Source organism: Pseudomonas sp. LBUM1647 (genome assembly GCF_059716175.1).
Genome location: NZ_CP166809.1, coordinates 3,561,685 through 3,576,826, shown reverse-complemented (window position 1 = coordinate 3,576,826; position 15,142 = coordinate 3,561,685). Strand labels below are relative to the sequence as shown.

Annotated in this window: 15 protein-coding genes and 1 pseudogene; 6 read left to right on the top strand and 10 right to left on the bottom strand. The window is 54.5% G+C overall.

Annotated elements, in window-relative coordinates:
* The first annotated feature begins 21 nt into the window (after positions 1 to 21).
* Positions 22 to 1,173 (top strand): PQQ-dependent sugar dehydrogenase, encoded by a 1,152-nt coding sequence (locus tag ACA059_RS16140; RefSeq protein WP_497630057.1) that lies wholly within the window; start codon positions 22 to 24, stop codon positions 1,171 to 1,173.
* 51 nt (positions 1,174 to 1,224) lie between these two features.
* Here the strand turns inward: ACA059_RS16140 and rimI are convergent, their stop codons facing one another.
* Positions 1,225 to 2,322: a ribosomal protein S18-alanine N-acetyltransferase gene (gene rimI, locus ACA059_RS16135; RefSeq protein ID WP_497630056.1), complete on the bottom strand. Its 1,098-nt coding sequence runs from the start codon at positions 2,320 to 2,322 to the stop codon at positions 1,225 to 1,227.
* A gap of 92 nt (positions 2,323 to 2,414) precedes the next feature.
* On the opposite strand from rimI, the gene ACA059_RS16130 reads away from it, so the two are divergent.
* Positions 2,415 to 3,989, top strand: a complete 1,575-nt coding sequence (locus tag ACA059_RS16130; RefSeq protein WP_497630055.1) for a RimK family ATP-grasp domain-containing protein — start codon at positions 2,415 to 2,417, stop codon at positions 3,987 to 3,989.
* A gap of 7 nt (positions 3,990 to 3,996) precedes the next feature.
* Entirely contained in the window at positions 3,997 to 4,920 is a 924-nt protein-coding gene (locus ACA059_RS16125; protein ID WP_497630054.1) for a magnesium transporter CorA family protein, read from the top strand.
* 142 nt (positions 4,921 to 5,062) lie between these two features.
* Here ACA059_RS16125 and ACA059_RS16120 read toward each other — a convergent pair whose 3' ends face one another.
* Entirely contained in the window at positions 5,063 to 5,398 is a 336-nt protein-coding gene (locus ACA059_RS16120; RefSeq protein ID WP_497630053.1) for a DUF2834 domain-containing protein, read from the bottom strand.
* A gap of 353 nt (positions 5,399 to 5,751) precedes the next feature.
* Between ACA059_RS16120 and ilvA the strand changes: the two are divergent.
* Positions 5,752 to 6,744, top strand: a pseudogene (gene ilvA, locus ACA059_RS16115) (threonine ammonia-lyase, biosynthetic); the annotation flags it as partial.
* A 24-nt stretch (positions 6,745 to 6,768) separates the two neighbouring features.
* Here ilvA and ACA059_RS16110 read toward each other — a convergent pair.
* Complete coding sequence (locus ACA059_RS16110) at positions 6,769 to 7,074, bottom strand: NIPSNAP family protein (protein WP_033055038.1); 306 nt, start codon at positions 7,072 to 7,074, stop codon at positions 6,769 to 6,771.
* Between the two features lie 29 nt (positions 7,075 to 7,103).
* On the bottom strand, positions 7,104 to 7,586 hold the full coding sequence (gene eco / locus ACA059_RS16105) for a serine protease inhibitor ecotin (protein ID WP_497630052.1): 483 nt from the start codon (positions 7,584 to 7,586) through the stop codon (positions 7,104 to 7,106).
* A 305-nt stretch (positions 7,587 to 7,891) separates the two neighbouring features.
* On the opposite strand from eco, the gene ACA059_RS16100 reads away from it, so the two are divergent.
* Complete coding sequence (locus ACA059_RS16100) at positions 7,892 to 8,161, top strand: DUF1652 domain-containing protein (RefSeq protein ID WP_134419986.1); 270 nt, start codon at positions 7,892 to 7,894, stop codon at positions 8,159 to 8,161.
* Here ACA059_RS16100 and ACA059_RS16095 read toward each other — a convergent pair.
* Entirely contained in the window at positions 8,158 to 8,553 is a 396-nt protein-coding gene (locus ACA059_RS16095; RefSeq protein ID WP_497630051.1) for a hypothetical protein, read from the bottom strand. The two genes, ACA059_RS16100 and ACA059_RS16095, sit on opposite strands and share 4 nt — an antisense overlap.
* Positions 8,554 to 8,645: 92 nt before the next feature.
* Positions 8,646 to 8,915 (bottom strand): DUF2790 domain-containing protein, encoded by a 270-nt coding sequence (locus ACA059_RS16090; RefSeq protein ID WP_497630050.1) that lies wholly within the window; start codon positions 8,913 to 8,915, stop codon positions 8,646 to 8,648.
* Between the two features lie 505 nt (positions 8,916 to 9,420).
* Here ACA059_RS16090 and ACA059_RS16085 point away from each other — a divergent pair.
* Positions 9,421 to 9,717: a hypothetical protein gene (locus ACA059_RS16085; RefSeq protein ID WP_497630049.1), complete on the top strand. Its 297-nt coding sequence runs from the start codon at positions 9,421 to 9,423 to the stop codon at positions 9,715 to 9,717.
* Between the two features lie 65 nt (positions 9,718 to 9,782).
* Here ACA059_RS16085 and ACA059_RS16080 read toward each other — a convergent pair whose 3' ends face one another.
* From ACA059_RS16080 to ACA059_RS16065, 4 genes are all read right to left on the bottom strand, one after another.
* Complete coding sequence (locus ACA059_RS16080; protein ID WP_497630048.1) at positions 9,783 to 10,136, bottom strand: hypothetical protein; 354 nt, start codon at positions 10,134 to 10,136, stop codon at positions 9,783 to 9,785.
* A complete protein-coding gene (locus ACA059_RS16075) occupies positions 10,133 to 10,615 on the bottom strand; it encodes a DUF3304 domain-containing protein (protein WP_497630047.1) in 483 nt (160 codons plus the stop codon). The genes ACA059_RS16080 and ACA059_RS16075 overlap by 4 nt, the downstream gene beginning before the upstream one ends.
* Positions 10,616 to 10,887: 272 nt before the next feature.
* The gene (locus tag ACA059_RS16070; protein WP_497630046.1) at positions 10,888 to 11,868 is read right to left on the bottom strand and encodes a tetratricopeptide repeat protein; all 981 of its coding nucleotides are present in this window, start codon (positions 11,866 to 11,868) and stop codon (positions 10,888 to 10,890) included.
* Between the two features lie 16 nt (positions 11,869 to 11,884).
* Complete coding sequence (locus ACA059_RS16065; protein WP_497630045.1) at positions 11,885 to 15,124, bottom strand: hypothetical protein; 3,240 nt, start codon at positions 15,122 to 15,124, stop codon at positions 11,885 to 11,887.
* Positions 15,125 to 15,142 lie beyond the last annotated feature (18 nt).

The following is a 15,142-nucleotide window of genomic DNA, read 5'->3' as shown; positions in this document are numbered from 1 at the left end:
GAACGACAAAAGGAATCGTGCATGTTGCGTAAACCCCTTCTGGCCACACTGTGTGCCAGCGCACTGATCACCGCCACGGCGCCCGTTTTCGCGGCGCCGACCCAGAATTTGAAAAGCGAACAGGGCACCCTTGAGGTGACGACAGTGACCAAAGGGCTCGAACATCCCTGGGCCTTGGCGTTTCTTCCCGATCGCCAAGGGATGCTGGTGACCGAAAGGCCCGGCAACCTGCGTGTGGTCAGCGCCGACGGTAAACTTTCCGCACCGCTCAGTGGCGTGCCAAAGGTTTGGGCCAAGGGGCAGGGCGGCTTGCTGGATGTAGCGTTGTCGCCCGACTTCAAGCAAGACCGCACGGTCTATCTGTCTTATGCCGAAGGTGGCGGTGAGGGCGACAAGGCCGGGACGGCGGTCGGTCGCGGACGTTTGTCTGACGACCTGACGGCCATCAAGGATTTCAAAGTGATCTTCCGCCAGGAACCCAAGCTTTCGCTCGGTAACCACTTTGGTTCGCGCCTGGTGTTCGATCGCGACGGCTATCTGTTCATCACCCTTGGCGAGAACAACGACCGGCCGACTGCTCAGGACCTCGACAAGCTGCAAGGCAAGGTCGTGCGGATCTACCCGGACGGCAAGGTGCCGGATGACAACCCCTTTGTCGGTCAGGCCGGCGTACGTCCGGAAATCTGGTCCTACGGCCAGCGCAATCCGCAAGGTGCGGCGCTCAATCCGTGGACTGGCACCCTTTGGGAAAACGAACACGGCCCCCAGGGAGGCGATGAAATCAACATCATCGAGCGTGGCAAGAACTACGGCTGGCCGATGGCAACCCATGGCATCAACTATTCCGGCCGGCCGATTCCGGAAGCCAAGGGCAAGACCGCCGAAGGCACCGTCGCCCCGCACCACGTCTGGGAAAAATCCCCCGGCCTCAGCGGCATGGCGTTCTACGACGCTGACCGCTTCAAGGCCTGGCAGCACAACGTGTTTATCGGCGCGTTAGTGAGCCAGGAGTTGATCCGCTTGCAGTTCGATGGCGACAAGGTCGTTCACGAAGAGCGATTGCTGGGCGAACTCAACAAACGCATTCGTGATGTGCGGCAAGGCCCGGATGGGTATTTGTATGTGCTGACCGATGAGGACGATGGGACCCTGTACAAGATCGGACTGAAGTAACTCATCCCCTGTAGCAGCAGGCTTTGCCAGCTGCTACAGGGGTTGCGAGGTTCATGATCGGGCGTACAGGATCACCGCTGCTCGCAACTTGCCGCGCCCAAAGCTGCACATTTTTTCGAACTCCCCATGACTTACCGGCAAATGCTGGCAGTCCATGGGTTGGCGATGCTGGCTGTGATCGACATCCGGGTCATGCAGATAGACGAACTCGTCATCGCAATCGGTGACGATCACCCAATGCGGCGATTTGGAACGGGTCAGTCGATAGCTGCTGATGAGCACCAGCGGTTGTCCGCCATCATCCAGTAACCGTGGAAGGTTCAGTGGTCCGCCGATCACTCGCTCCACATCAGTCTCTTGTAGCTGCGTGGTGAACTCTTCGTGCACTAACCGCATTACCTCTTTTTTATGCACATCGCGTACGCCATCGAGAAACAGTGGCCCGGCCATGCTCAGTTGCAGACGCACCCGAAACTCTCGCCGCCATGCCGCCAGCGCCAGGCCTTGAGGGCTGCAGCCACCATGGCCGGAGGTCATGAACACGGTGGTCGCTTCGCGCCAGATCTGCAGTTCTTCGCGACGCTCCAGCACACGATCCGCTTGCAGCGCGCCCATGGCCATCAGCAGGCAGGCCGGGCCGCAGGTGAAATCGGTGGTCTGCGGATACCAGGGCACCTTGATGTTGCGCGAGTCGCGGTGCTGGAGGATGCGCTTCTCCAGCCGCAGCGCGTCGGCATGGTCCTGGTAATAGTCGTGAATCAGTGCAAAGCGTCGGTAACCATTGCGCTCATACAGCGCAATGGCTGCCGGGTTGTCGATGCGTACTTCCAACCGAAGATAGGCGCAGTCGTGTTCAAGGGCGCAGGCCTCGATACGTTGGAGCAATTGCTTGCCCAGGCCGCTGCCGCGCGCGTCGGTGGCGATCGCAATCGAGTAAAGTCGCGCCAGCGAAGTACCCCGGTGAAACAGCACCACGGCGTAACCGACCAGGTGCTCGCCACGCTGGGCCACCAACAGTTGCCCGTGGGCCCGCGTGATCATCCATTGAAAACTGCGACGGTTAAGCCGATCCGTGGTGAAACAGTGTTGTTCGAGTTCCAGCAATGCCGGTAAGTCTTCAATGACCGCCAAGCGAAAAACCAGATTCATATGACCACCGTAAAAGTTGCGTAACGAAACGGGACTTTCTAAAAAGTTCGTGCTTAATAGGAAAGGTCTTGTTCTCCAACGGATCAATCACTATGTCAGCGGTACAGGGTCATTGGCGCGAAGTATCCGAGCAAACTTTGCCGGCAGCAACTTATTTAAATGACAGTGTTAGAACTTCCAGTCAGTTGATTATCATCGTCGAACGCAAGGAAGACTGGACCTCCTACTTCCCCAGTGAAGACATCGTCAGCGCCCAGGAATACCTCGAGAAACCCCGTGCCAACGAGCAGGGCAAGCGGGTGCAGGTGATCAACCTGTGCCGCAGCTACAAGTACCTGGGGCACGGTTACTACTGTTCGCTGCTGGCCGAGGCCCGTGGGCACAAGGTGATTCCGTCGGTGCGGACCATCAGCGAGCTGACTCGAAAGTCCTTGTACGGTCTGGCCCTGGATGATCTGGATAAAACCCTGGAAAAAGCCCTCAGTCATCATCTTTACAGCGATACCGAAGGCTTTACCCTGACACTGTACTTTGGCAAGACTCATATCGAGCCGTTGCAGGATCTGGCGCGACAGTTGTTTGAAGTCTTTCCCTGTCCGATATTGTTAGTTGAGTTTCGTCGAACTAACGGATGGCACATTGAAGGCATAAAGTCCGGCGCCTTACATAAGTTGCGCGAAGATCAGGAAGACCAGTTCGCCCACTCACTCGACAGTTTCAGTCGCAAGATCTGGCGCGTGCCGCGTTCCCGGCGGTTGGCCCGTTATGACCTGGCCATCCTGCACGATCCCCAGGAAGCGTTGCCGCCGTCGAATGCCAAGGCGCTGGACAACTTCGTCAGGGTTGGCAAGACGTTGGGCATCGACGTCGAGCTGATCGAGCGCAAGGACTACGCACGTATTGCCGAATACGACGGGCTGCTGATCCGCGAGACGACAAGCGTCGACAACCATACCTACCGCTTTGCCAAGAAAGCCGAGAGCGAAGGGCTGGTGGTGATGGACGACCCGGCGTCGATTCTGCGTTGCACCAACAAGGTGTACCTGACCGATCTGCTCAAGAGTCATCAACTGGGCATGCCCGCCACCGAGATTCTCTACAAAGAGCGACCGGAAGACTTCGAACGAGTGGGCGAGCGCCTCGGTTTCCCGTTGGTGCTGAAGATCCCCGACGGTTGTTTCTCTCGGGGCGTGATCAAGGTCGAAAGCCAGCAAGCCTTGCTCGAAGCCACGGCCGAACTGTTCGAGCATTCGGTGTTGTTGCTGGCTCAGGAATTCTTCTACACCGAATACGACTGGCGCATCGGCGTGCTCAACCGCAAACCCATCTTTGCCTGCCAGTACTTCATGTCCAAGGGCCATTGGCAGATCTACAACCACAAGGCCAAGGGCCAGGACATCAACGGCGAATGCCGTACGCTGGCGGTTCACGAAGCCCCGCGGGCGGTGGTGGAGCTGGCGGTGAAGACCGCGAACCTGATCGGCGATGGCCTCTACGGTGTCGACCTCAAGCAGTCCGGCGACAAAGTGGTCGTGATTGAGGTCAACGACAATCCCAACATGGACGCCGGCATCGAAGACGCTTACTTGCAGGACGATCTGTATTCACTGGTGCTGGAAGAGTTCGTTCGTCGCCTGGAACTCAAGCGCCGCGGCCAGGCCTGGTGATCGGCGGATGATCAAGAGTTTTCAACTGAGCCACGGCGCCCTGCAAGCGGTCGAACGGCTGGACGCCGAAGTGATGTTGTTCAGCAATCCCGATGCGGCCGAACGGGATCTGCTGCACAGCCATTTCAAAGTTGATGAACACGCCCTGGCCTCGGCCCTGGACCCCGACGAGGTGTCACGCATCGAGTTTCACCCCGACAACCTGTTCCTGATCTGGAAACGCCCGGAAAACTATTCCGGCGCCGGCAGCCTGGCCTTCGAAGTGTCGTCCTGCGGTTTGCTGTTTTCCGAGCATCGTTTGCTGGTGATCGCCACCGACGACTCGCCGCTCAGCGGCCTCGGCATGCGCCAACCTCTGAACACGCCGCTGGATGTGTTGCTCGACCTGCTGTTCAACAACATCCATCACTATTTGGGCCACTTGAAGGTGATCAAGCTGGTTGCCCGGGAGTTGCAGCAGAAATTCAACGCGTCGATGCAGAACCAGCACCTGATCCAGATGTTCAACCTCAGCGAAAGCCTGATCTATTACATCAATGCGATTCACAGCAACGGCGCAGTCCTGACCCGGTTGCGCAATCACGCGGCAAAGGAACATTTCAGCGCCGAAGCCATTGGCCTGATCGACGACCTGATCATCGAAAACAACCAGTGCTACAAACAGGCGGAAATTTACTCCACGGTGTTCTCCGGGCTGATCGACGCCCGGGGCAACCTGATGAACAACAGCATGAACAACCTGCTGCGCAAACTGACGTTGATCAATGTGGTGTTTCTGCCGCTGAACCTGATTGCAAGTATCGGCGGCATGTCCGAGTTCAGCATGATGACGGCGGGCGTGCCGTGGTGGGTTTCGTATCCGCTGTTTCTGACCGCGATGGCGTTAGGTGCGGGGGTGATGGTGCTTGGGCTGAGGCGCTTGGCTAAGTAACTTTGTGGGTTGTCAGGCCGCCTTCGCGAGCAAGTCGAATCGTCGCACCGCCGCTCCCACAGGGGTCTTGTGAACGCCACAGATCCAGTGTGGGAGCGGGCTTGCTCGCGAAGGCAATCTCAAAATCACAATAGTTCCGAGATCAAACTCCTTGGCTTGCATCGACAGAATCTTTACGGCTTTGCAGCCCCCGAACCACCAAATACAACAACGGCCCAACCGACACGAAAATCGCAGTAAGCAAAAGATACGGAATCACCGCCAACCCCGACCATCCGCGCTTACGCGCATCCCGGTACATCCAGATGCCCGCAAGCGTCGCCAGCAGGTACAAATCAATCACCACCTGCGCCGTGTCGGGGCGCGACATCAGGCTGATGCCGAAGTCGATCAATGACTGTTCGGCCTGCAGCATCACCGAAACGGTGTAGCCGGCGAACGCGATCAGGGCGATGAGGGGCAGGGCGACAGACTTCATGGTTTCCTTCCTTGGGACAATGAGCAGAGTCGCCAGCCTACAGAGGCCGAGGAAAATTGGCCATTGACTTGCCATCAGCGCCCGGCTAATTTCCGGGCATGACTTCCACTGTATTGCGCTGCCAGCCAAGCATTATTACCGCCATTCCTTATTTGGCGGGCTAGCTCACGACTGCAGCACCCAACCCGCCCTAGAGGCGGGTTTTTACTTTCTGCCTCCTGGGTCTTGAACCAACGCCGACCGGCGTAGGAGCTGCCGAAGGCTGCGATCTTTGATCTTGCTTTTAAAAGCAAAAGTAAAAGATCGCAGCCTTCGGCAGCTCCTACGCAGTCGGTGTACGACAGGAGACAACCATGAGCATCCCCGCCCAGCAGACCTTGCTTGAGCACTACGTGAAAAAGATCCTCGCTGCGCCCGTGTACGAACTCGCGGTGCGTACGCCGCTGCAACCGGCGCCAGCGTTGTCCGAGGCGCTCGGCAATCAAGTCCTGCTCAAACGCGAAGACCTGCAACCGACCTTTTCCTTCAAGATTCGCGGTGCCTATAACAAACTGGTGCAACTGAGCGATGAGCAAAAGGCTCGCGGGGTAATCACTGCTTCCGCCGGTAATCATGCTCAAGGCGTGGCATTAGCGGCCCGTGAACTGGGAATTGCGGCGACCATCGTCATGCCGCGTACGACGCCGGAACTGAAGGTGCTCGGTGTTCGCAGTCGGGGCGCCGATGCCGTGCTGCACGGTGAGAGTTTTCCGTTTGCGCTGGAATATGCATTGAACCTGGCGCGGCAAACCGGTCGCACCTTTGTCTCGCCGTTCGACGATCCAGACGTGATCGCGGGGCAGGGCACCGTCGCCATGGAAATCCTGCGTCAGCATCAAGGTCCACTGGACGCGATCTTTGTCCCGGTGGGCGGCGGTGGCTTGATCGCCGGCATCGCGGCGTACGTCAAATACCTGCGACCAGAAGTCCGCATCATCGGCGTCGAGTCGGAGCATTCCGCCTGTTTATATGCGGCATTACAGGCCGGCGAGCGAGTTGTCCTGCCAACCGTAGGCACTTTCGCCGACGGTGTGGCCGTCGCACAGATCGGTGCTTATGGTTTCGAAGTCTGCCGGTTCTGTGTCGATGAGGTGTTGACGGTCAGCAACGACGAACTCTGCGCCGCCATCAAGAATATCTACGACGATACCCGCTCGATCACCGAACCTTCCGGTGCCTTGGCCGTGGCCGGAATCAAGAAATACGTGGCGCAGACCGGTGCCCGTGGTCAGATACTGGTGGCGATCGACTCAGGTGCCAATATCAATTTCGACAGTTTGCGCCATGTGGCCGAACGCGCCGCATTGAGCGGCGCCCCGGCGTGAGCGGTGTCAGGCCAGCAGCGGGCGCAGGAAGGTCCGCTCATAACTGACGATAAACTTCTTCTCGACCAGCGAAGCTACGAGCGCGGTGCTTTCGGCGTCAGTCATCGCGATATGCCGGTAGCTTTCGTAGTCCGCCAGCGAAGGAAAGCTGAACAGGCAGTAGGCGATATTGCTCGCGCCCTCGGAAGGCAGGAAGTACCCGTGGTGCGTACCGCCCAGACGCTCGACGATGCCGAGCCAGGCCTTGGCGTAGGCTTCGAATTCGCTGAGTTGATACGGATCGATCACATATTTGACGTGGCAGGTAATCAAAATGGCGCTCCTGTAACGGGATAGAACGGTTATTCCTGGACGGCTTTCTCGACCTTGCTCGACGCCGACCAGATCCGGTAGCGGACTTCGACGTCTTTGGGCACGTAGAGCACGATCGGCAGTTTGCTGTTGTAGCGCAGCATGAAACCGTCACCGACCACCGGCACAAAGTCCTTTTTACTTTCGCCGTCCGGGCAGGCCATCAGCGTACTCATTGGGCCGATGACTTTTTCCAGTCGGTAGAACGGGTAGCCCCAGCCTTCGAGGTTTTTCTCCTCGAGAATGCCGCCCAGACGTTGGCGATTGCAGTCAACGGTCAGGGTTTTGCCGGCCAGGATTTCGACCTGGAAACTGTCTTCCTGAGCCTGTGGGGCAAGGTGAATGACCAGGCGGGTGAAACCGCTCTCAGCTTTGGGGAACGGCGCAACCTCCTCGAGTTTCGCGGCGTGAGCGATGGTCGACAGCCCGGCAAAAATCAGCCCGACGGTAGTGATATAGGTCAAAGAACCCATGATGCCTCCTTGCGTGCGAGCGGGGTCAGTGGATACTGATTTGATTGGCCGCATTCTTACTGGCGTCGTCGGCCAATGCAAACTTGTCGCTGGATGTATGCAAATTGCAGGGGCACCACAATGCCTTTCTTGCATATTGCATGAGCTATTTACGCGCGGTTTCGCTAAATCGTTGATTTACCGATGAGCTGCAGGGCGAAATCCTAGGCATGTTTTATGCTGTAGCTGGTCTTAAGCTGACCGGGGATTTCATTGAGTCAGTATCGATCGTTGATTGGCAGTCTCACATTAAGGAGAGGGTCGCCATGTTTCTTTCTGCCTTGGAACTTCGCAATATCATTGAAAGCAGTTTTTTGCCGAAACGTTGTCAATGCACGCTGTCGCCGGACCTGTCGATGACCGTTAAGGTGTATTCCGATCGTGAAACCGATCATCTCGATCTAATGAAGACAGGAATAAATGCCAAACAGCTAAATGGTTGTCGAGAAATCAATGACCTGATAGCTGGACTGCGCTCTGACATGCAGCACCAAACCATTGCCCAGACTCTGCATCCAGACAGAAAAGCGCTTTAACCCACGGTTTCGAGTTCCATCGACACGCGCTTGGTCTGGAGAAATGCCAGACCGAGCGCCAATTCGACCACCACCGCCAGCAAAATGCCCGGACCGGCATGGCCATTGAGCCATTCGCCGAAGCCCAGTGCTGCCAGCCCCCAGCAGCCGACCATGAAACCATTGCTCAGCGCATGGCGGGTGATCGAAGGCGACTCGTTTCGAACCAGATAAAACATCACGCCCAATGCCCCGAACAGCATTGCACTGCGTCGCGCGACAACGCCCACCGCCAACGAGTATTCGATGCTCCAGATTGACAGCAACCAGTCGGGCATCAAACCCCAGACCAGGGCCAACAGAAAACACAGCGCGGCGGTAAAAGTCGACAAGGCACGAAACGATAACTGCATGGCGAATCCTTGCGGCAGTGGAGGGGAGGCGCTGAGCATAGCGCCAGAACCCCTCACAGGAATACCGCAAAGTATTGAATCAGACCTTTCCGTCAGTTCTGATAACTGCAAGCGTCAGAAAGCTTCCGATAGGAGATTTCCGCAGGCTTGCCCGAGGTGCTATCGATGTACTTCATGTCGGCTGTGACCACTTTGCAGTCCAGCGTCGACGGTTCGGTCAAGGTAATGACCTTGCCCACGTGAAGCGGCATACCGTAGTGGTACGGCACCGCCTGGGAACTCGAAGTGTCATTGGCCTGGGCCAGACCGGCAAACGCGGTGCAGGCGAGGGCGGTGGTCAAAAGCAATGCGTGCGTGTTCATGGACGATCTCCGATGCGGGGGGAAGTCAGCTCGACGTATTGGCGTCGAACCTGCCGCACTGGGCGTCAGAGAACTCTGAGGGCGTGCGGTCCAGTAAAGTTTTGGACCGCGGGGTTAAGCGATGGTTAACCCGACTGAATGCCGCCTGTCGTGAGGAGGTTTCTGACAGAGGTTTCATGTGGGTAAAAACTGAGGGAGCTTCGGCGAGTTCCTACACGCTCGGACTCTTTGTCGTCTTTCGCCGGCAAGGTACCAGCGTTTACTGTTTGGCCTCGCTGCAAAATCAGCGAGCAGGTTTGGTCACCTGATGCCATCACACATATCTGTGCCATCATTCGCGCTGCGGACATCTATGTCCTCGTAATGCGTTGCAATGGCGGCTGTGTGCTGGACGCCTTCGGGCGAGCCGATTTGATGGTATCGGTTGACCAAGCCTGTACACAGTCCGCCTCCCATCGTTTGGTCACGATGCTGGCGGTTATTCACTAATCATCGAGTAATCACTATGCCAACGCTAAATCCATTTCCTGATCGTTATCGTTCAATCAAAAGCAGCGTTACCGACTCAAACCCAATGGTCATCGATACAGAGGCCAATCCCCAAGACATCCTCGAAGCCGCTTTACAGCGTGTCCGAGCCGCCAGCCAGTTACTTGAAACGCTCCATTGCCAATGCTTCAAGAACGGTGATGTTCAAGATATTCCGCACATTACCCACGCGCTTTATCTGCTAACGCAAGATGGGTGCGATTTGCTGCTGGTTGCGCAGCAGCAGATGATGGGGTGGAAGGCGCCGGTCTGACGCCACACTTTCACAAACAAGCCAGGCGCTTGTGGGCGCCTGGCTTGTTAGTGAACTGTGCAGAGTCAGCCTTTGATCTGCTCCAGGTAATCCGGAGCCATACCTTTGGTTTTGGTGAGATCGGGGCTGTCGAACTCTCGCACCAGGAAGTACTTGATGGTGGTTTGAGTTTGCGGCATCTGACTCATCACGGTAGGAGGAGTTGTTTGGTCATAAGGGTGGGTCAAAAATAATCGACCCACATTGCACAGCCGATCCTCTCGTAAGTCATCCTCGAGGTTGCGGCTAAAACCATCGAAAAAGAAACCAATATGCAATGACGCGTTGCAGGGTAGCGCCGCAGTATTTTTGGTTCCGGCTGCTGCACTTGAGCGAGCGCTGATTGCTTGGGCGTTGTCGAGATTGGCCGGACTACTCATAGACGACTTCGTTGTTCATTAATATTGTCACCGGCGGGAACTCCGTTCGGGTAGTGCAACGGACTCAGCATCGTTGAGGCCCATATCAACTCGATACGATTATCGGGAAAAAAATACACATGCAACGTATCGTCGCCCGATTTGCGCGGAGGCATGGGGACCGTTATTTCATGACGCTCTTCTACCGCTCCCTCTAACTGCTGTTTACGTGTCATATCGAGGATCCAGACCACCTTCGCGACTGATCCATCCAAATGCCAACAGCAGGTGACGCCGCCGTTTCCACCCCAGTTATCATTGACCCAGTAACTAAAAACGGGTCGATCCGTATAGTTGTGGGACATTAATGCTGCACCTGGCGTGCGGAATAGTTTGTAAAGATAAAAACTCAAGGCAGGTGCCAGCAGAATCAGAACGGTAATGATCAGGATGCGCCGGTTCCATCGACGTTGCCGAGACGTATTCATTGTCAGGCTCATGCGGAGAAGTTCCTATTGGTCTGTCTGTGCAGTTATGCGAGATCAACGCGGCACCAGGTGTACGCAGTACTCCATAAAGATAGAAGCCAATAGTAGGAAGTAGAAGAACTAAAAAACCAATGACAAGACTGCGACGACACCAACGGCGTTGCGCAGGTGAGTCAAGCGTAATGCTCATTCCGAAAGCTGCCTCATCGCGATCCCCGTTGGCAGCTTCTCGTCGCGAACAAGGTCTTTCGCCTGCGGCCACTGTGGCCAGTTCTTAATCAATATTAACGGCTCAACTTTTCCGGAAAAAACGACAGGGGTGGATGAGTCGCTTTCCAGTTTTTTGCAAATTCGTTAGCTTCTGAAATTTGTTCCGGTGTCATCTTTTCGGCAATTTCCGGAAGGGTTTCATTTACGTAAACCTGTACATCTCCGCCACCGTCAAGCTCAGATAGTAGCGAGGTCAACGCATAACCTTTAACCCTATCTAATGGGAAGTCATAAAGCGATGGTGAGTGGGCCGAATATGCGCCGTAACTGCTGACGCCTGACTTGTACCCCTTTTTAGCTGCTTCGACAATCCAATGGCGAGCAACTGTTAAATCACCTTGATCTTCATAAATAAACGCAGCGTATTCCATCATTGCAGGGGGGTATCCTCCTTCTGCAGATAGTTTCAGCCAGTTTCCGATTGCCTCATGCCGCTTCCACGGCAAGAAGAAACCGTCTCCTTGTCTAGTTCCAATTGCCATCCAGTATTGAGCTAATGCATATCCAGAATTTGCAGATTTCTCAAGCCATTCCTCCTCAAGCGTTAGTTCATACATTAAGTACATCGCTTCGGGATCACCACTTTCAGCAACAGGTTTCGTCAAATCTAGCGCACCTTTCAACCATTGCGCCGGTGTTTTTTTACTTTTAGGGCAGTTGCCCATGTTGACGCAGAGATTATCACCACTTCGTCCGAGCTGTATCATCGCATAAACGTTATTTTGGTTTGCTGATTCCTCGTACCACTTTTGCGCATCCTCGGTCATGTAGCGTTTTGTATTTCTAATTGATTCAGCTAAATAGTACTGGGATTCCGCATCCCCATTTTTTGCGGCTATCGTCAAATACTGTATTGCAGGCGCCATCTTGTACTGATTGTAAAGAGCTATTCCTGTTTGCTTGGCTGCATTCAATTCAGCCGTAGGCTTTGCAAGTAATTGGCAAGAAAAAAGCAGGGAAAAAATTACAGTAACGAATGTGAGTTTTTGGCGCATGTGTTGTCCTCAGTTTCTACTGGTCTGGAGCAATGTACTTGGCTTTGCCTGCGGGTATATATGTTCGGCCATAAAATTGGCTGCGTTGGCAGTAATTGTCACTATTTGCGCCTAATAATTTCACATGTTGAGCATATCGAGTACGCATTTTGTCGTTTTCTGGATCGGCAAGTCTTAGAACTGCATCTGACATAAAGTTATCAAGCGCCAGTCGATTTTCACAATAAAATTGCCGTTCATTTACTGGCTTTAATCCAAAGCGATTCATGCGCATGCAGATCTCCTCGAACTGGCTCTGGGCTTTATCGACGGTATTCTGTTTTTTTGCGTTATCTAATATCCATCTAAGAATACGCTCAATAGCTTTTTGTTGAATCAGGTGCGCTTGGCTTTTGTCGTATTTGCGTTCTGCTTTCGCTGTATCGCCCGATGAATTGGTACTGCTAATGCTGAACTCGTCTGCAGGACTAATTAATGTCATTAATAGCGGTCCCAAAGCACCCGGAATCGCGTTAACACACCATTCCTCCATTTCTGCTTGGTTCCCATAATAAATAATAGTATCTGCAATCGGCCCTCCCTTGCCGGTAGCGGTCAAACTTTCATAAAGGGCCATGACTGCATCCACTCCCATGATATAGACCATAGGCATATCAAAGCCGCAAATGGCCAAGGCATTTAGCTTGGACATGTAATCGTTTGTATTTTTATCGATGGCAAAGAAAGGATTTTGCTTGTTTTTATAAAGCTCTCGACGGAACAAGTTGATCAACTCTGTAACTGCGTCGTAACCCACTTCAAACTTGAATGCCCCACCCACACCGGGGCCGGCTACCAACGAAGCCTTCAGTACCAAAATCAACCGGCCGTCATACAACGAAATACTCGCTTCGCCCTTTGCCCCCAAACCTGCGGCCACATTTAGCTCGGCGGTCAAACGAGCGAGGCTGAACCATTCGTTGGTCTTCATCGAGTCTTTGGACCCCGATGTAGGTGTCCGTTGTAGCATGGCGACTTCGGAAGGGGGGGCCCAGTTCAAGGCGCCGGTCACCATGATTCCCGATTGCAAACCGGCGAATAAATTGAAGGCGGCTTTGCCTCCATTCTGCACTTGCAGGTTTTTATTGACTCCCTTGATTTGATCGCTGGTTTCGGTGTGGACGAAATCGCGTTTGTCTCCGGTCCGTACCACAGGTTCTGGCGGAGCCAAATGGAATCCCGCGTTGCCAACGTCCAGCGCTATCTCGGAGGAAAGCAGCAGCGAGGCGCCGGCATAGCCCCAGGCCTTGGCGCCGAGATACAACGAAAACCGGCCCAGATTGAGTGTTTGCTGGACGCTATTGCCGTCTAGATAGGTAAACGTGATTTCTTTGGCTTTGCTGCGTTCAGGCAGATCGACTTTAAACAGCTCGACTTCACCACGGGCGAGGTCGACGCCGAATGACGCTTTGGCCGAGGCTTTAAATCCTTCCGCTAGGCTAAAAGCGGGGCCTTCGACTTTTGTTGACCCGTGAATGATCTCAGTGGATGACGACGTCAGGCAGCGAACCAGTTGCGCTTGGGGGCTGATATCAAAAATGCGAAAGGTCTTGCGCACGTTGTCTTTGAACAACACCTGTTGCAGGCGTACTCCCCATTCCTTGCGGCTGCTGGCACTATCAAGGGCAGAGACTTTGTAATTCTTGGTTTGCAGAAAGGTGTAAAACTTTTCGATCTCGAACCAGCCTTCGGGGGAAAACCAGTCGCTTTCCTGGTCCTTGATCCGCAGAGCGCCTTCCTGTTCGAGCCATTGGCCGAACAAATTCAATTCACTGTCGGTGGCGGCTTTGCCAGTGCTGTTGCCTGGGCGCTTGGTTAAGTCTTTGACTTTGGCGCCGACCTTTTTCCAGTCGTTCTTGACGGTGGCTTGAAGTCTTGGAAGCGAATACATGCTCAGGTAAGTCAACGGTTTCTTGAGGTCATCGAGCATGCTCATTTCATGAAGCGGAAAACCATCCTTGACCAGCCGGTCCATCGGCTTGGCCTGGAACTGCTCGGGCTCCCACAACAGATGCCGGCGAACAGGTGCGGTTTCCATGTTTTTCTCAGCTTGCAGTCGTAACTTTTCTTTATCTGCCTGCAGACGGTCCCATTCGGCGCGCTCGAGGGAAACAAGGTTGGCCGGCGCTTTGGCCTGTCGGCCGCTTGCTTCGATCCAGCCTTTATATTTTTTGCTAAGGCGTTCGTTGACCTCTGTCTGCTTTTTCTCAAGCGCCAAGTATTGCTTGAACAGGTCGACGCCACCTTCGACCGAAGCACCGCTCGCGGGAATCAGGGCGAATTCGGGTAAGGCAATTCCGTATTGAGCAACACTGGTAATGGACTCAAGGTAAGCAACATAGATCGCTTTTCTTTTTAAACGCTGTGCTTCCTGATCGCGTACGTATGTACAAAGAGGGAGTTGGTTATTCGCCCCGCAAGTCGCGACCTCGTCTAGTCGCTTTTTGTCTTCAGCCAGCAGCGGCGCGAGTTCAGCCGAGCCTAATGTCGCCAGGTCTTTTTCTTTGAGTAAGGTTTCTCGAGCTTTGAGGTATTTCTGAACGCCCTCGCGCGCTGCAATGGCTTCAGGGGAGTACAGACTTCCACTTTCGTAGGCGTAACCCTTTTCTTTAGCGGCGACGATGGCGGTGCGCTTTAACTTTTGCCATTCAGCATGAACGCCGTGTACCCGCGTTGCGTCTTGTTGCGCTGCCATCCACTCGGACTTTTTGATGTCATCTTGTTCAAGTCGGGTTAGAGGCGTCGAGGGAGCCGGAGCCGGTGGCGTTGCAGCCTTTCTCTGTTGCTGCGCCTCCAGCAACGTGGCATCCAGATCACTGATGCTTGGGTATTGCGCTTCAATCTCGAGCATTCGCGCTTGCTCTTCGCCCGCGAGAAAGTTGCCCAATTTGGGTTCGAGGAAGTATTCAAGCAATCCTGTGCTGTAGAGGCCTTTTTTGCGTTCCTCGGCAGGCTTGCTTGAACTTACTTTTTGATCCAGGTCATTGGCCGCTTCTTTAAGCGCCGAAGTCGTGCGTTCCGGCAGTAGCCAGAACGATTCGTTTTCGGTGTCGTAAATCGCGCTGCCGTAGGTTGTTGAACACGGCGTTTTTACTTTGTCATGAGAGCCGGGTGTTTCATCAGGTGCATTGGGCTGTTCACCCAGATCCCGTGGCGGCTTCGCACAGGTTTCTTCGGCTGTTGGTGCAGTAGGTACAGCGCTGGTATTGGATTCCATAAATGCTTCCATTCATTC